This is a genomic window from Hydrogenophaga sp. LT287, from assembly GCF_055702805.1.
This window is the reverse complement of sequence record NZ_JBVPZC010000041.1, coordinates 1-16,365: the sequence shown is the minus strand read 5'-3', so window position 1 is coordinate 16,365 and position 16,365 is coordinate 1. Positions and strand designations below refer to the sequence as shown.

16 protein-coding genes and 1 pseudogene are annotated in these 16,365 nt (G+C 63.4%); 9 read left to right on the top strand and 8 right to left on the bottom strand.

Annotated features, from left to right (window positions below; translation table 11 throughout):
• Positions 1 to 163 precede the first annotated feature (163 nt).
• A complete protein-coding gene (locus AC0GNR_RS18055; RefSeq protein WP_472902219.1) occupies positions 164 to 478 on the top strand; it encodes a hypothetical protein in 315 nt (104 codons plus the stop codon).
• Between the two features lie 392 nt (positions 479 to 870).
• Positions 871 to 1,302, top strand: a complete 432-nt coding sequence (locus AC0GNR_RS18050; protein ID WP_472902218.1) for a CBS domain-containing protein — start codon at positions 871 to 873, stop codon at positions 1,300 to 1,302.
• Positions 1,303 to 1,340: 38 nt separating this feature from the next.
• Here AC0GNR_RS18050 and AC0GNR_RS18045 read toward each other — a convergent pair whose 3' ends face one another.
• Positions 1,341 to 2,216, bottom strand: coding sequence for a ferritin-like domain-containing protein (locus AC0GNR_RS18045; protein ID WP_472902217.1), 876 nt, complete (start codon positions 2,214 to 2,216; stop codon positions 1,341 to 1,343).
• Between the two features lie 73 nt (positions 2,217 to 2,289).
• Between AC0GNR_RS18045 and AC0GNR_RS18040 the strand changes: the two genes are divergently transcribed.
• Together AC0GNR_RS18040 and hslO are read left to right on the top strand one after the other, a co-directional pair.
• The gene (locus tag AC0GNR_RS18040; protein WP_472902216.1) at positions 2,290 to 2,814 is read left to right on the top strand and encodes a gamma carbonic anhydrase family protein; all 525 of its coding nucleotides are present in this window, start codon (positions 2,290 to 2,292) and stop codon (positions 2,812 to 2,814) included.
• 51 nt (positions 2,815 to 2,865) lie between these two features.
• Positions 2,866 to 3,846, top strand: coding sequence for an Hsp33 family molecular chaperone HslO (hslO, locus tag AC0GNR_RS18035; RefSeq protein ID WP_472902215.1), 981 nt, complete (start codon positions 2,866 to 2,868; stop codon positions 3,844 to 3,846).
• 187 nt (positions 3,847 to 4,033) lie between these two features.
• Here the strand turns inward: hslO and AC0GNR_RS18030 are convergent, their stop codons facing one another.
• The 7 genes from AC0GNR_RS18030 to AC0GNR_RS18000 all read right to left on the bottom strand — a co-directional run bounded on the left by AC0GNR_RS18030 (position 4,034) and on the right by AC0GNR_RS18000 (position 10,487).
• Entirely contained in the window at positions 4,034 to 5,251 is a 1,218-nt protein-coding gene (locus tag AC0GNR_RS18030; RefSeq protein ID WP_472902214.1) for an AGE family epimerase/isomerase, read from the bottom strand.
• Entirely contained in the window at positions 5,248 to 5,919 is a 672-nt protein-coding gene (locus AC0GNR_RS18025; protein ID WP_472902213.1) for an AAA family ATPase, read from the bottom strand. The genes AC0GNR_RS18030 and AC0GNR_RS18025 overlap by 4 nt, the downstream gene beginning before the upstream one ends.
• 5 nt (positions 5,920 to 5,924) lie before the next feature.
• Entirely contained in the window at positions 5,925 to 6,209 is a 285-nt protein-coding gene (locus AC0GNR_RS18020) for an FtsB family cell division protein (protein WP_472902212.1), read from the bottom strand.
• 29 nt (positions 6,210 to 6,238) lie between these two features.
• Positions 6,239 to 7,525, bottom strand: coding sequence for a phosphopyruvate hydratase (gene eno, locus AC0GNR_RS18015; RefSeq protein WP_472902211.1), 1,287 nt, complete (start codon positions 7,523 to 7,525; stop codon positions 6,239 to 6,241).
• 148 nt (positions 7,526 to 7,673) lie between these two features.
• Positions 7,674 to 7,961 carry a DUF1330 domain-containing protein gene (locus AC0GNR_RS18010; protein WP_472902210.1) on the bottom strand — a complete coding sequence of 96 codons (288 nt, stop codon included), beginning with the start codon at positions 7,959 to 7,961 and terminating at the stop codon, positions 7,674 to 7,676.
• Positions 7,958 to 8,812 (bottom strand): 3-deoxy-8-phosphooctulonate synthase, encoded by an 855-nt coding sequence (gene kdsA, locus AC0GNR_RS18005; protein WP_472902209.1) that lies wholly within the window; start codon positions 8,810 to 8,812, stop codon positions 7,958 to 7,960. The genes AC0GNR_RS18010 and kdsA overlap by 4 nt, the downstream gene beginning before the upstream one ends.
• A gap of 13 nt (positions 8,813 to 8,825) precedes the next feature.
• The gene (locus tag AC0GNR_RS18000; protein ID WP_472902208.1) at positions 8,826 to 10,487 is read right to left on the bottom strand and encodes a CTP synthase; all 1,662 of its coding nucleotides are present in this window, start codon (positions 10,485 to 10,487) and stop codon (positions 8,826 to 8,828) included.
• Between the two features lie 124 nt (positions 10,488 to 10,611).
• On the opposite strand from AC0GNR_RS18000, the gene coaBC reads away from it, so the two are divergent.
• The 5 genes and pseudogenes from coaBC (at position 10,612) to istB (ending at position 16,217) form a co-directional block, all read left to right on the top strand.
• On the top strand, positions 10,612 to 11,853 hold the full coding sequence (coaBC, locus tag AC0GNR_RS17995) for a bifunctional phosphopantothenoylcysteine decarboxylase/phosphopantothenate--cysteine ligase CoaBC (RefSeq protein ID WP_472902207.1): 1,242 nt from the start codon (positions 10,612 to 10,614) through the stop codon (positions 11,851 to 11,853).
• Between the two features lie 106 nt (positions 11,854 to 11,959).
• Positions 11,960 to 13,021, top strand: coding sequence for an MBL fold metallo-hydrolase (locus AC0GNR_RS17990; protein ID WP_472902206.1), 1,062 nt, complete (start codon positions 11,960 to 11,962; stop codon positions 13,019 to 13,021).
• A 42-nt stretch (positions 13,022 to 13,063) separates the two neighbouring features.
• A pseudogene (locus tag AC0GNR_RS17985) lies at positions 13,064 to 13,561 on the top strand (DNA glycosylase AlkZ-like family protein); the annotation flags it as partial.
• Between the two features lie 280 nt (positions 13,562 to 13,841).
• Positions 13,842 to 15,365, top strand: coding sequence for an IS21 family transposase (gene istA, locus AC0GNR_RS17980; RefSeq protein WP_305659843.1), 1,524 nt, complete (start codon positions 13,842 to 13,844; stop codon positions 15,363 to 15,365).
• A gap of 48 nt (positions 15,366 to 15,413) precedes the next feature.
• Positions 15,414 to 16,217 carry an IS21-like element helper ATPase IstB gene (istB, locus tag AC0GNR_RS17975; RefSeq protein ID WP_472902004.1) on the top strand — a complete coding sequence of 268 codons (804 nt, stop codon included), beginning with the start codon at positions 15,414 to 15,416 and terminating at the stop codon, positions 16,215 to 16,217.
• Positions 16,218 to 16,365: the final 148 nt, after the last annotated feature.

Below are 16,365 nucleotides of genomic sequence, written 5' to 3'. Positions count from 1 at the left end.
CCTTCCGCAAAAACGAGTGAGTTGATGAAAAGTTCGAGCTTCCCATCGTGGCACTCAGTTGCCGAAAACCGCAAGCCTCACGGTGCGCGGCTCGCTCGGGACGGGGAAGTCCCTTTCATTCGTTAGGTTTCAAAAATCAACGTTACCTCAAGGCCCCCAAAGTATGAAGATCGAACTCACGGGCTGGCGCCGGCAGATTCATCACCATTCCCACCCGGTGACCCCGGTGTCACGGTTTGGCACTAACTTGTATCCGATCCCTGAGCTAAAGGACGCCAAGTGGGAGGACGCTTTGACTATATCGGGCAAAGTACAAGGTCTAGCTTTAAATGGAGACTTCTACTTGCGATGCAAATTTACAGAAACCGAACTTCAAGCCTGGTTCCTTGAATACGCCAAATCAAATCCGAGAGAAGCAAAAAAGTTGATTGGCCGTGCGCACAATGAAATGCGTGGCGCTCAAGGCGGGAACGAATAGCACGTTACTAAAATTCTATAGATAGGGTATGAATTCAAAGACGGCATTTGCTACGCTTGTCGGCCTATTCGCCGTTGCAGCATCTTTATATCTTGGCCTAACCTACCGCAAACGTATTTGAATGTCCGCATGTTTGGATAGGCAGGAAAAAAATAGGGGTCAGATCCCAATTTCTCCCAGTTGCCAACGAGTGCTCCCGCACTTGATGCAGGTTTCCGCAACGCGACACCGCTTTGCTGCGTGTACCCAGAGCAAACCCGCAGAGCACAGCGCACTTGCCGAGCATGGGTACTTTCCCTGAAACTTTCAAAAATGGGTTTCTTGCGGTGTCGGTGCTCCAGCCTTGTCTGTAAGCTATCCATGACGCCATCTTTTTACCCAGGAGAGTCCCCATGAAGCCCGTTGCCCAATTGCTCAAAGCCAATGACCAGAGCAAGTTTTTGCGCGTTGCCCCCGACGTAAGCGTGTTTGGTGCGCTGGAACTGTTGTCCAACCTGGGCGTGGGTGCCCTGATGGTGATGGATGGCGACCGGCTGATCGGGATTTTTTCGGAGCGCGATTATTGCCGCAAGGTGGCCCTGAAAGGCCGCAACTCCAAAGAAACCACCGTGGCGGACATCATGACCGCCGAGGTGTTCACCGTGCCTTCGTCCACCGGCACGCGCGTCTGCATGGCGCTGATGAACGAAAAACATTTCCGGCACCTGCCTGTGGTGGACGGCGACAAGGTGTTGGGTCTGATTTCCATGCGCGACATCATGGCCGACGTGATTGCCGATCACGAGTTCACCATCAACCAGCTTGAAACCTACGTGAGCGGTTAGACCGGGCGGGGGGGGCGCCCTCTGCCAGCCCAAGCGCTTCACACCGCTTGCGGTTCCCCCAGTGCGTCCAGCTCTGCCTGCGTAAACCCAGCCGCTCGGCGTGCTGCGTCGTTGAACGGCGGTTTCAGGCGGGGTGCGTTGTGTTGCCGGGCCAGTGAGCGGTAGTGGGCCAGCGGCTCCAGGCCTTGCTGGGCGCACAGCCAGCCATACCAGCGGTTGCCCACGGCCACGTGGCCAATTTCGTCGCGCAAGATCACGTCCAGAATCTCGATGGCGCGCAGGGCTGCGGGCGTGTTGACCTTGCGCAGGCGCGCTTGAATGAGCGGGGTGGCGTCCAGCCCGCGCGCCTCTAAAGTGCGGGGCACCAGCGCCATGCGGGAGGTGATGTCGTCTTGCGTTTTGATGCACATTTCCCACAGGCCGTCGTGGGCGGGAAAGTCGCCGTAGGTGTGGCCCAGGCTCTGCAGGTGGGTGTGCAGCAGGCCAAAGTGGGTGGCTTCTTCGTCGGCCACGCGCAGCCAGTCGCTGTAAAACGCGGGCGGCATTCCGGGAAAGCGCCACACCGCGTCCAGCGCGAGGTTGATGGCGTTGAATTCAATGTGGCATACCGCGTGCACCAGCGCGGCCAGGCCTTCGGGGGTGAAGGGCGAGCGGTGGGGCACCTGCATTGGCGCCAGCAGCACGGGCTTGCTTGGGCGGCCGGGCAGGGGGCTGGCCGGGTCGGGTTGCAGGGCGGTGGTGGTGTCAAACCGGTCAGGCAGCCCGGCCGGCTGGGCCTGCGCGGCGGCAAACAGCGCGTGGGTGGCGGCCACTTTGGCGGCTGGGTCTGCCAGGCACAGCACCTGCAGGGCCTGCTGGCGCCACGAAGCGGTGGGCCGGGGCGCGGGCGGTGTCTGGGGTGCGAGAGCTTGCATCCCTACAATTCTAGGTTTTGCGCGCTGGCTGCTGGCTCGGCGCACTTGAACCCCACAACAGGAGACACGTTCCATGGCAATTTACGAACTCGACGGCAGCGCACCGCGCCTGGCCGCATCGGCCTGGGTGGCCGACAACGCGCAGGTGATGGGCAATGTGGTGATGGGGGAAGACAGCAGCGTGTGGTTTGGCACCACGGTGCGTGGCGACACGGAAACCATCACCATCGGGCGCGGCAGCAACATACAAGATGGCAGCGTGTTGCACGCCGATGTGGGCATGCCGCTGACCATTGGCGACTTTGTGACCGTGGGCCACCAGGTGATGCTGCACGGTTGCACGGTGGGCGACGAGTCACTAATCGGCATTGGTGCCATCGTGCTCAATGGCGCGAAGATTGGCAAAAACTGCCTGGTGGGTGCGGGCTCTTTGGTGACCGAGGGGAAAGAATTTCCTGATGGCTCCATGATCATGGGTAGCCCGGCGCGCGTGGTCAAAGGCCTGTCGCCCGAGCAAATGGAAGGCCTGCGCCAGAGCGCCAAACATTACATAGAGAACGCGCAGCGTTTTCGTGCGGGCTTGAAAAAGATTGCTTGATTTTGCTGGCTTGACCCCGACCTGCCAGCGTTGAATTTCTGAAAGAACCTTTTGTCCGAACTCCACAAATTCATGTTTGAAGGCCTGCCGGTGCGCGGCATGCTGGTGCGCCTGACCGACGCCTGGCAAGACATCTTGCAGCGCCGCCGCGAGGGCGGTGGCTACCCCGCAGCCGTGACCGAGTTGCTGGGCGAAATGACCGCAGCGGCCACGCTGATGCAGGCCAACATCAAGTTCAACGGCGCGCTGGTGATGCAGATCATGGGTGACGGGCCGGTGAAGCTGGCCGTGGCCGAGGTGCAGCCCGACCTGAGCTTGCGCGCCACCGCCACGGTGGTGGGCGAGGTGGCAGCCGACGCGCCGCTTTCGCACATGGTCAACGTGAACAACCAGGGCCGCTGCGCCATCACGCTCGACCCCAAAGACCGCCTGCCCGGCCAGCAGCCTTACCAGGGCGTGGTGCCGCTGTTTGGCGACCGCCACGAAAAGCTGGAAAAGCTGAGCGAGGTGATTGAGCACTACATGCTGCAGAGCGAACAGCTGGACACCTGCCTGGTGCTGGCCGCGAACGACCAGGTGGCCGCCGGCCTGCTGATTCAGCGCCTGCCCATGCAGGGCCAGGCCAACCTGGACGGCAGCGGCGTGGTGCGCTCGGACGAAGACCAGATTGGCCGCAACGAAGACTACAACCGCATTGCGATTCTGGCGTCGAGCCTGAAGCGCGAAGAGCTGCTGGAGCTGGACGCAGAAACGATTTTGCACCGCCTGTTTTGGGAAGAAGACGTGCGCCGGTTTGAGCCCATGGCCGGTGAGCTGGGGCCAAAATTTGCCTGCACCTGTTCGCAAGAGCGCGTGAGCAGCATGCTGCGCAGTCTGGGCCGCGAAGAGGTGGAATCGATCTTGGCCGAGCAGGGCCAGGTGGAAGTGGGCTGCGAGTTTTGTGGCGCGCAGTACCGGTTTGACCCGGTGGACGCGGCCCAGGTGTTTTTGCAGCCGCTCAAGCAAGCGCCGGGCTCACCCGGCGTGCACTGACCCGGTAACCGCGCCCCCATCCCAGCCTTCCCCCAGTGGGGGAAGGAGCCAAGCCCCAATGAAGCGCTTTCGAACGGGAGTTTCTGAACCCCCTCCCCCCCTCTGGGTGAGGGTTGGGTGGGGGCTTTGCGCACGCTCCAAAACGAGCGTTCCTCAGGCTTTGCCGTACCGCTGATCTGGTGCCCGTTCAGCGGCGCAGCGGGCATCCCAACAGGTCAAGAACGTCATGGCAAGCGCCCATGGTGTGGTAGTCCACCTTGCCGGCGGGGCTCTTTTCGTCGCTGATCTTGCTGTTATTGGCCCGCAAAATGCGCCTCCAGGCGCCGTGGGTGTGGTCCACAAAGTGCGCCCAGGCGTAGGCCCATAGGCGGTCGTAGTCGGCCCAGTAACGGGCTTCGCCTGTGGCCACCGCCAGGCGCGCCGCGGCGGCAAACGACTCGGCTTGCACCCAGAAATATTTGTCGGTGTCGCACACGCTGCCGTCGGGCGCGAAGCCGTAAAACAGGCCGCCGTGTTCGCCGTCCCAGGCTTTTTCCATGGCGGTGTCAAAGAAAAATTGGGCGCGTTCCACCAGCCCCGCTTGCGGGCGGCGCTCGTTGAGCAACAGCAGCAGCTTGGCCCATTCGGTCAGGTGACCGGGCTGAAAGCCCCAGGGGCGAAAGATGTTGGTTTTGTCGTCGCGGTTGTAGTCCCAGTCCAACGACCAGTCGGCGCGGTGGTGTTCCCACACCAGGCCACTGGCCAGCGCGGCCTGGCGCACGGTGATGTGCTCGGCCAGCAGTACGGCGCGGTCCAGGTAGCGGGCTTCGCCGGTGGCGTCAAACGCGGCCAGCAGGGCTTCGCACAGGTGCATGTTGGCGTTTTGGCCGCGGTAGGGCTGCAGCTGCCAGTCGGCGGTGGCTTCGTCGGCGTACAGGCCGTGGGCGGGTTCCCAAAAGCGCTGTTCCAGCAGGTTGAAAGTCTCTGCAATGCCCGCGTGCGCATCGGTCAGCCCGGCCATGTGGGCGTGGGCGTGGGCCAGCAGCACAAAGGCGAGGCCGTAGGCGTGGTTGGTGCCGTCGACCACCCGCGCCTGGCGATCGCGCCAGTCCAGCAACCAGGCGTAGCCGCCGGTGGCTGGGTTGCGGTGGTGGGGCAAAAAGTCAAACGCCACTTGCAGCGCCTGGCGCGCTGTGGTGCCGCCCAGGCCGGCGCGTACCGCCATGGCGAGCGTGACGACGTAGCGCGTGCTGCTCACCAGGTGGCGGGAGTGGCGGTCGTACACGCTGCCGTCGTCGCGCAAAAAGTGAAACAGGCCACCCACCGGGTCGATGGCTCGGGGCAGGTAAAACGCCAGCGTGTCTTGCACGTGGGCGCGCAGAAAGGCGGGCGAGCGAAAGTCGGGCGTGGGGCTGGCCGGGGTCATATGGGCGAGGGCGTTTTCTTCGCAATCAATTGGCTGAACAAGCGGTGTTCGCAAGCCGGGTCGCTGCATTTTTCGCAGTTCCATGCCACGCGCCCTTCGCTCAGGCTGCGGTCAGCTGCCACCAGCGGCTGACCCAGCACCGGGCCCACGGCGCGCAGCGCTTGCTGCAGCCGTGCATCGCCCTGGCCGTACACGGTTTGAAATGGAATGCCGGCCGCGTGCAGTTCCCGGCGCAACACAGTGTCGGTCGCTTCGCGCACGGCGGGGCTGTCGCGAAACAGGCCGTCTGCCACCCAGGGCAGGTCAAGCCCCATGAGCAGGCTCAGGCTGTAGCGCTGCTGCTGCGCCAGCGCGGCTGGGTACAGGCTGCGGTCGTTGAAATACAGCTCGCTATAGGCCGCCACCATGAGGGCGGTGGTGTCGGCCACCACCACGCGCACGCCCGGTTGGGCGCTGGCCTGGTCGATCAGGCGGGTTTGCGCTTGTGCGCGTTCGGCCTGTTCGTGGCTTAGGGGCGCGCGGCCCATGGTTTCACACCAGCTGCGCAGGTGCTCTGGCACCCGCGCGGCGGCAATACCCAGGGTGTCATTCAGGTGGCGCTGTAGCGCCTGGGCCAGGGTGGACTTGCCGGTGGATTCGCCGCCCAGCAAGGTGATGGTCAGCACCATGGGGCTCAGCGTTTGCCCTGGGCGATCTGCACGAAGATTTCGTTAGGCTTGACCATGCCCAGTTCCTGGCGGGCCAGTTCTTCCACCATGTCCAGGCCCTCTTGCAGGTCGCGCACCTCGGCGCTCAAGCTGTCGTTGCGCTGCTGGGCTTCGCGGTTGTTGCGGTCCAGCTCGGCCAGCTGCTGTTTCATGCTGGCCACCTGGGGCACGCTGCCACGCCCAAACCACAGCTGGGCATGCAGCACAAGCAGCAAGCCAATCAGCAGGGGGGAGATCAAGCGCGAACCCATGGTGTGTCCAGCGTGTCAGGCGGCTGTGCTTACTTCAGGTTGTAAAACGCAGCGCGGCCGGGGTAGTAGGCCACTTCGCCCAGGTCTTCTTCAATGCGCAGCAGCTGGTTGTACTTGGCCATGCGGTCAGAGCGCGAGATCGAGCCGGTCTTGATCTGGCCCGCGTTGGTGCCCACGGCGATGTCCGCAATGGTGCTGTCTTCGGTTTCGCCCGAGCGGTGCGAAATAACGGCGGTGTAGCCGGCGCGCTTGGCCATTTCAATGGCGGCAAACGTTTCGGTCAGCGTGCCGATCTGGTTGATCTTGATCAGGATCGAGTTGGCAATGCCTTTGTCGATACCTTCCTTCAAGATCTTGGTGTTGGTGACAAAGAGGTCGTCACCCACGATCTGCACCTTTTTGCCCAGGCGGTCGGTCATCAGCTTCCAGCCGTCCCAGTCGCCTTCGGCCATGCCGTCTTCAATGGAAATGATGGGGTACTTGTCGACCCAGTTGGCCATCATGTCGGTCCACTGTTCGGCGTTCAGGCGGATGCCGCCTTCGCCTTCCAGTACGTACATGCCGTCCTTGTAAAACTCGGAAGCTGCGCAGTCCAGGCCGAGAGCAATCTGTTCGCCGGCGGTGTAGCCAGCTTTGTCGATGGCTTCCAGAATCATCTGGATCGCGGCTTCGTGGTTTTCGACGCTCGGTGCAAAGCCGCCTTCGTCGCCCACGGCGGTGCTGATGCCCCGGTCGTGCAAAATTTTCTTGAGCGCGTGGAACACCTCGGCGCCCCAGCGCAGGGCTTCGCGGAAACTCGGCGCGCCCACGGGAATGATCATCAGCTCTTGCAGATCGAGGTTGTTGTTGGCGTGCTCGCCGCCGTTGATGACGTTCATCATGGGCACCGGCATTTGCACCGCGCCCATGCCGCCAAAGTAGCGGTACAGCGGCAGGCCGGCTTCTTCGGCGGCGGCGCGGGCCACGGCCATGGAGACCGCCAGCATGGCGTTGGCGCCCAGGCGGCCTTTGTTGTCGGTGCCGTCGAGGTCGATCAGAGTCTTGTCCAGAAAAGCCTGCTCGGAAGCGTCGAGGCCCAGCACGGCTTCAGAAATTTCGGTGTTGATGTGCTCAACCGCCTTGAGCACGCCCTTGCCGAGGTAGCGGCTTTTGTCACCGTCGCGCAGCTCAATGGCTTCGCGGCTGCCGGTGGACGCGCCCGACGGCACGGCCGCGCGGCCCATCACGCCGCTTTCCAGCAGCACGTCGCATTCGACGGTGGGGTTGCCGCGGCTGTCCAGAATTTCGCGGCCGACGATGTCAACGATTGCACTCATGTTGTCTACCTTTGGAACTGAGAAAAACAAATAAAAAAAGAGGCATTGGACCGGAGCGCACGGCTTTGTCCAGGGCTCCCGTGGAACCGGCTTTGCCGGGCCACAGGGCGCGTCCCCCTTGGGGGAAGACGCGAAGCGGCGCAGGGGGTCACACGCCCTCCACCGCCAGCATTCGGATCGAGCCGGCACCTTCGCGCACCTTGCGCGCCTGCGTGTAGGTTTCAGATTCGTAATAGGCGCGGGCTGCGGACAGGTCCTGGAACTTCAGCACCACGATGCGCTGCGGGTTCCAGTCGCCTTCCAGCGCCTCCATGCGGCCACCGCGCACCAGCACTTCGGCGCCGTGTTCCTGCATGGCGCGCGTGCTCCACTCACGGTAGAGCTTCATCTGGTCTTCGTTGGTGACGGTCACGTCCGCAATGATGTAAGCACTCATGAGAAATTGTTCTCCAGCAACGGGTTCTTTTTGGTGACGGAATCCAGCGCCACCAGTGTTTGAAGCAGCGCCTTCATGTGCTTGAGCGGCACGGCGTTGGGGCCGTCTGACCAGGCTTCTGCAGGGTTCGGATGCGTTTCCATGAACAGCCCAGCCACGCCAGCGGCCACGCCGGCGCGGGCCAGCACGGGCACCATGTCGCGGGCACCGCCGCTAACCGCGCCCAGGCCGCCGGGCTTTTGCACCGAGTGGGTCACGTCAAACACCACCGGTGCGCCCGACTTGCGCATTTCGGCCAGGCTGGTCATGTCGGCCACCAGGTTGTTGTAGCCAAAGCTCACGCCACGTTCGCAGGCCAGGAAGCGGTCTTCAGACAAGCCCACCTCGCGCGCTGCGGCGCGGGCCTTGTCGACCACGTTGGTCATGTCCCAAGGGGCCAGAAACTGGCCTTTTTTGATGTTCACCGGCTTGCCGGACTGGGCCACGGCGCGGATGAAGTCGGTCTGGCGGCACAGGAACGCGGGCGTTTGCAGCACGTCGACCACGCTGGCCACCTCGGCCACGTGGGACGTGTCGTGCACGTCGGTCAGGATCGGCAGACCCAGCTGGCGGCGCACTTCTTCCAGAATGTGCAGGCCGGCTTCCAGGCCCACGCCGCGCTGGCTGGTGCCCGACGAGCGGTTGGCCTTGTCGAACGAGCCTTTGTAAATGAGCGGAATACCGAGCGCCGTGCAAGCTTCCTTGAGCTGGCCCGCCACGTCGATGGACATTTGCAGCCCTTCAATGGAACAGGTGCCGGCGATCAGAAAGAAGGGCTGGTCCAGGCCCACGTCAAATCCGCAGAGTTTCATGGGTGTTTCCTGGTCAGGCCTTGGCCGCGGCGCGTGCTTGCTGGTGTTCCATGGCCGCCTTGATGAAGGCGTTGAACAGCGGGTGGCCGTTCCAGGGTGTGGACTTGAATTCGGGGTGGAACTGCACGCCGATGTACCAGGGGTGCACGCTCTGCGGCAGTTCCACCATTTCGGTGAGCTGTTCGCGCTGCGTTTGGGCCGAAATCACCAGGCCGGCCTGGCGCAGTTGGTCCAGGTAGTTCACGTTGGCTTCAAAGCGGTGGCGGTGGCGCTCGGTGACTTCGTTGCCGTAAATGCTGTGGGCCAGGGTGCCGGGCAACACGTCAGACGTTTGCGCACCCAGGCGCATGGTGCCGCCCAGGTCGGAGCTGGTGTCGCGGGTCTGGATGCTGCCGTCGGCGTCTTTCCATTCGGTGATGAGGGCGATCACCGGGTGGGGCGTGGTCGGGTCGAATTCGGTGCTGTTGGCGTCTTTCAAACCGGCCACATGGCGGGCGTATTCGATGGTGGCCACCTGCATGCCCAGGCAAATGCCCAGGTAGGGCACCTTGTGCTCGCGCGCAAAGCGGGCGGTGCTGATCTTGCCTTCCACGCCGCGCTGGCCGAAGCCGCCGGGCACCAGAATGGCGTCGTACTTGGACAGCTGCGCCGAGGCGTCGCCTTCGATGGTCTCAGAGTCGATGTGGTCGATCTTGACGCGCACATGGTTGCGCATGCCCGCGTGGCGCAGGGCTTCGTTGACCGACTTGTAGCTGTCCGACAGGTCGACGTATTTGCCGACCATGGCCACCGTGACTTCGCCTTGCGGGTGCTCTGTTTCAAACACCAGTTCGTCCCAGCGCTTGAGGCTGGTGGGCGGCGTGTTCAGGCGCAGCTTGTCGCAGATCAGGCCGTCCAGGCCTTGTTCGTGCAGCATGCGCGGCACCTTGTAAATGGTGTCCACGTCCCACATGGAGATCACGCCCCACTCGGGCACGTTGGAAAACAGCGAGATTTTGGCGCGCTCTTCGTCGGGGATGGGCCGGTCGGCGCGGCACAGCAGGGCGTCGGCCTGGATGCCGATTTCGCGCAGTTTTTGCGCCGTGTGCTGCGTGGGTTTGGTTTTCAGTTCGCCGGCTGCGGCGATCCAGGGCACGTAGCTCAGGTGCACAAACGCCGAGTTGTTGGGGCCCATGCGCAGGCTCATCTGGCGCACGGCTTCCAGGAACGGCAGCGACTCGATGTCGCCCACGGTGCCGCCAATTTCAACAATGGCCACGTCCACCGCGTCGGGGGTGCCGATGCCGGCGCCGCGTTTGATGAAGTCCTGGATTTCGTTGGTGACGTGCGGAATGACCTGCACGGTTTTGCCCAGGTAGTCGCCCCGGCGCTCTTTTTCCAGCACCGACTGGTAGATCTTGCCGGTGGTGAAGTTGTTGGTTTTTTTCATGCGCGTTTCAATGAAACGCTCATAGTGGCCCAGGTCCAGGTCGGTTTCGGCGCCGTCGTCGGTAACGAACACCTCACCGTGCTGGAACGGCGACATCGTGCCCGGGTCCACGTTGATGTACGGGTCGAGTTTGATGAGGGTGACTTTGAGGCCGCGCGATTCAAGAATCGCGGCCAAGGATGCAGAAGCGATGCCCTTGCCCAGGGAGGACACCACACCGCCGGTGACGAACACAAATTTGGTCATGTCTCGGGCGAGCCGTTTGCTCGCAGGAGGTGGAAATGGCGATTATAAATGGCGCCCCATTTTTGCCCCGCTCGATTGGTCCGTCCGCAGTTGATTGGCCCGGTCAAGCTGCTACATTTTGCGCATGAACGACCTCGCTGGAAAACACATCGTCCTGGGCCTCTCCGGGGGCATTGCCTGCTACAAAGCCGCTGAGCTGTGTCGTGCGCTGATCAAGCAGGGCGCGACCGTGCAGGTGGTGATGACCGAGGCGGCCGAGCATTTCATCACCGCGGTCACGCTGCAGGCGCTTTCGGGTCGGCCGGTGTTCACCTCGCAGTGGGACGCCCGCACGGCAGCCGGGGTGGACAACAACATGCCCCACATCAACCTGAGCCGCGAGGCCGATGCGATTTTGGTGGCCCCGGCCAGTGCCGACTTCATGGCCAAACTGCTGCACGGCCGGGCCGACGACCTGCTGAGCCTGATGTGCCTGGCGCGCCCGCTGGACAGGGTGCCGCTGATTCTGGCGCCCGCCATGAACCGCGAAATGTGGGCACACCCGGCCACGCAGCGCAACGTGGCGCAGCTGCGCACCGACGGCACCACGGTGCTGGACGTGGGCGTGGGTGACCAGGCCTGCGGTGAGATGGGCGACGGCCGCATGCTGGAGCCTGAAGAGCTGGTGTACGAGCTGGTGCGCTTTGTCACGCCCAAGGTGCTGGCAGGCCAGCAGGTGCTGGTGAGCGCCGGCCCCACGTTTGAGGCCATTGACCCGGTGCGCGGGCTGACCAACCTGTCCAGCGGAAAAATGGGTTTTGCCATTGCCCGCGCTGCCCACGAAGCGGGCGCGCATGTGACCCTGGTGGCCGGGCCGGTGAGCCTGCCCACGCCGCGTGGGGTGGGCCGCATCAACGTCAAGTCGGCGCTGAACATGCAGAAAACACTCAACCTGCTGAGCCAGGACGCCAGCGTGTTTGTGTCGGCCGCCGCTGTGGCCGACTGGCGCCCCGCCACCGAAGCCGACCAGAAGATCAAGAAAGACGGTTCGGGCGATGTGCCCACGCTGTCGTTCATTGAAAACCCCGACATATTGGCCGGCATTGCCGCCGGTGCACGCGCCCGCAGCGGCGCGCTGTTTTGTGTGGGTTTTGCCGCCGAAAGCCACGATCTGCTGGCCCACGCCCAGGCCAAGCGCGCCCGCAAAGGGGTGCCGCTGCTGGTGGGCAACATTGGGCCCGACACCTTCGGCCAGGACGACAACGCCCTGCTGCTGGTGGACGAGCACGGTGCCACCGAGGTGCCCCGGGCGTCCAAGCTGCAGCTCGCACGCCAACTGGTGGCCGAGATTGCGCGGCGCCTGCCCACCCAAAAACCGGCGGTGTAAGCGGCTGGGCGGCGTGTGGCGGGGCTTGCCGAGAGCCGCTGGCGGTTCTATCATTGTTTAATAAGCAATCGCTTATTTGATAACGACATCCTGCAGGAGACACCCCATGAAACCCGTCAAACCCTCTTTTCCGCTGGATGTGGCGAGCGAGCCGGTGCGTAGCCGCCGCCAATGGTTGCGCATGGTGGGCGGCGCCGGGCTGGGCGTGGCCGGGCTGGCCCTGGTGCCCGAGGTGCGGTTGTTTGCCCAGCAGGTGCAAGACTTTATTGAAGGCCCGCCGGTGCCCGACGTGGCGCCCGAGCAACTGTCCCCACACGTGTGGATGGTGTATGCCAAAGACGGCTTTCCCACCGCTGAAAACCAGGGCCTGATGGCCAGCGTGCTGTTTGTCATCACGCAAAAAGGCGTGGTCGTGCTGGACAGCGGCGCTTCGCTGCAAATTGGGCAGATGGCGATTCGCATGATCAAAAAGGTGACCGACAAGCCAGTGATTGCGGTGTTCAACAGCCACTACCACGGCGACCACTGGCTGGGCAACCACGCCTTTGTGGAGGCCTACGGCAAAGACCTGCCCATTCACGCGCTGGCCCACACCCGCGAGCAAATTGCCGGACACGAGGGCAACCTGTGGCGCAGCCTGATGGAGCGCTGGACCAACCAGGCCACGCTCGGCACCAAGGTGTTTGCGCCCAACCAGACGGTGCAGCACGGCCAGGTGTTTGATTACGGCGACGTGCAGATCAAGTTGCACCACTACGGCCGCGCCCACACCCCGTCTGACCTGTCCCTGGAAATCGTGCAGGACAAGCTCACCTACATTGGCGACATCGCCATGGAAAACCGCATCGCCAACATGGACGACGGCTCTTACGTGGGCACCTTCAAGTACTACGACGCGATCAAAGCAGCGGCGGGCGACCAGCTGTGGGTGCCCGGCCACGGCCGGGGCAGCAAGACCCTGCTTGACACCTACGGCACCTTCATGAAAGGCATTTACGAGCCGTGTGAAAAGGCCGTGAAAGACGGCGTGGGGCTCGACGGCGCCAAAGCCCGTGTGCTGGAAGACCCCCGCGTGGCCAGCCGCGCCAAGACCATGGACGGCTTTGACAGCAACATTGGCAAGTACACCAGCCTGGCGTATCTGGAAGCGGAAAAAGAAGCCTTTTAGGCGCTCCGCTGGGCGGTGGTTCGCCTGCGGCATGATGCGGTGATGCCATCACCGACCCTTGCCGACTTGCGCCGCTACGCGGTGGGCCGCAGCCTGTTCAAACCCCTGAGCCTGCCCCGGGCCATCGAACGGCTGGGCTTTGTGCAGGCCGACCCGATCCGGTCGCCCGCCCGCGCGCAAGACCTCACGCTGCGCCACCGCGTCAAGGACTACCGGGCCGGCGACCTGGAGCGCGCCTACCCGCAATTGGCGGTGGAAGAGGACTTTTTCGTCAACTACGGTTTTGTCACCCGCGATCTGCATGCCCGCATGCACCCGCGCACCGCCCGCCATGCGTGGTCTGCCGAGCGCCAGGAGCAGGCCCAGGCGGTTTGGCAGTTTGTTCAGGCGCAGGGCGAAGCGCACCCACGGCAGGTGGATGCGCACTTTGCCCATGGCCACACCACCAACGGCTTTGGCGGCCAGTCCAAAGCCAGTACCCAGTTGCTTGACGGCATGCACTACCGTGGCTTGCTGCGCGTGGCGCGGCGGGTGAATGGGTATTTCGGACCAACGTGACCGGTGATTTCGGCATCGTGACCGAGGATTTCGGACCAACGTGACCGGTGATTTCGGCATCGTGACCGAGGATTTCGGTCCATCGTGACCGCGTTCCTTTTCGGCTCATCGTGACCGGCCGTTTCGGCATCATGACCGATCATTTCGGTCATCGTGACCGCCGTTTCAGTCCCCATTTTGGTGGGGGTCTGTTGCCGGCGGTGCTGCGTAGAGAACTCAACCGGGCGTCCTAACCTCGACGGCTTTTGCCATCAGGAGCCAGATGCCCAAACCTCGAATTTCTCTACGCATGATCAAAGACGTTATCCGCCTGAAGTGGCAGGCCGACCTCTCGCACGAGCAGATCGCATCCACCCTCAACATCTCCAAAGGGGCCGTGACCAAGTATGTTGGCCTGGCCCATGCCGCCGGTCTGGATTGGGAGACTGTCCAGGACTGGAGCGAGCAGCGACTGACCTCCACCTTGCTGCCCAAAGCGAACACCTCGCAGCCCTACATCACCCCCGACTGGGGCCGAATCCACCGCGAACTCGACCGCAAGGGGGTCACGCTCATGCTGCTTTGGCAGGAGTACGTGGAAGCACATCCCCATGGACGTACTTGGCGCTACACCCAGTTCTGCGGTCACTACAAGGCCTTCGCCCAAACCCTCAAGCGCTCGATGCGCCAGCACCGGCGTGCCGGCGAGAAGCTGTTCATCGACTTCGCGGGCTCCACGGTGCCCTTGCGCGATGGCGCGCGCGCCCAGGTCTTTGTCTCGGCCATGGCCGCCTCCAGTTGCGTCTTCGCCTGCGCCACGCCCGCGCAGCGCCTGGATGACTGGGTCCAGGGCATGGTGCGCGCTCTGCACTTCTACGGGGGTGTGCCGCAGCTCATCGTGCCTGACAACGCCCGTGCCGTGATCGCCACCCCGGACCGCTATGAGCCACGTGCCAACGAGACGGTGCAGGACCTGGCCCGTTACTACGGCACTTCGGTATTGCCTGCGCGCCCACGCACGCCACGCGACAAGGCCACGGCCGAGAGCTCGGTTCAGGTCGTCACACGCTGGATCCTGGCGCGGCTGCGCCACCAGCGTTTTGACAGCGTCGCCCAGGTGGATACGGCCATTGCGCAATTACTACCCAGCCTGAACGAGCGCCCCTTTCAGAAGTTGCCGGGCAGCCGCGCCAGCGTGTTTGCCGAGCTGGACGCCCCAGCCCTGATGCCGCTGCCGCAGCAACCCTATGAGCTCGCGCGCTTCAAGACCGTGCGGGTACACATCGACTACCACGTCGAGATCGACGGCCATCGGTACAGCGCACCGCACCCGCTGGTCGGGCAGAAGCTGGAGGCACGCATGACCGGCTACGGCATCGAGTTGCTCCTGCGCGGCCAACGCGTGGCCGCCCACGCGCGCAGCGACAAGCGTGGGGGCTTCACCACGGTGGAGGCACACATGCCTGCGGCGCACCGCGCCCACATGGAGTGGACGCCACAGCGCCTGATCGAATGGGGCCAGCGCATCGGCGTGGCCTGCGGCGAGTTGATCACCCGCCTGCTGCAAACCTACAAACATCCTGAGCATGGTTATCGGTCTTGCCTGGGCTTGTTGAGCCTGTCCAAGCGATACGGCCCAGGGCGGCTGGAGGCCGCCTGCGAACGGGCGCTGGCTCTGGGCACATTGCGCTACAGCCATGTGCGTGACTTGCTGGCCAACAACCGTGACCAGATCACGCCACAGGCCGAGTCGGATTGGACCAGCCCGGCGCACGCGAACCTGCGCGGCCCGGGCTATTACCAGTGACGCCCTGCCTTGAACTACTCGAACCAACAACCAAATCCGAACACTCCCATGCTCAACAACACCACCATCGCCCAGCTGCGCTCCCTCAAACTCGTGGGCTTCGCCGATGCCTTACAACAACAGCACGAACAGGCCGATTGCCTGAACCTGTCCTTCGATGAGCGCCTGGCCTTGCTGGTCGAGCGAGAGGTCTACGCCCGGGGTGACCGCAAGCGGGTTCGCCTGCTGCAACAGGCGCAACTCAAGTACCCTTCGGCCACCTTGGAGGACGCCAGCTTCGAAGGCATCCGGGGGCTGGACCGCCCAGCCCTCATGGGCCTTGCGCTGTCCACCTGGATTGAGCGCGGCGAGACCGTGACCCTGGCTGGTGCGACCGGTTTGGGCAAGACCTGGCTGGCGTGTGCGCTGGCCCAGTATGCGTGTCGCCAGGGTCGCTCGGCGCTGTACTTGCGCGTGCCTCGGCTAGCAGAAGAGCTGCGCATCTTGCATGGTGCCGGCAGCTTCCGACGCTGGTTGCAGCAACTTGCCAAGATCGACGTGCTTATTTTGGACGACTGGGGCATCGGCAATCTCGATGCCGCCACGCGAGCCGATTTGCTGGAGGTCATTGATGACCGGGTGGGTCAGCGCGCCACCATCATCGCCCACCAACTGCCCATCGAGCACTGGCACGCTTGGCTGGGCGACCCCACCGTTGCCGACGCCATCCTCGACCGGTTGCTGCAGAGTTGCCGGCGCTTCAGCCTGGACGGCGAGTCGCGGCGAACGGGCCGTACGGCGCGCGCTGCAACCGTTTCAAAAACGACTATCAAGGACCTCCATGAAAACCTGACAGCCTCTCCAAAACCGTAAACTCAACCCTCTACGCAGCACCGCCAGCATCACGGCGGTCACGATCGCCGAAACGGGCGGTCACGTTACCGAAACAGCGCTGAAATCACCCCTCAGCCCACCGGTCACATTCGCCGAAATGACCGGTCACATTCGCCGAAATACGCAG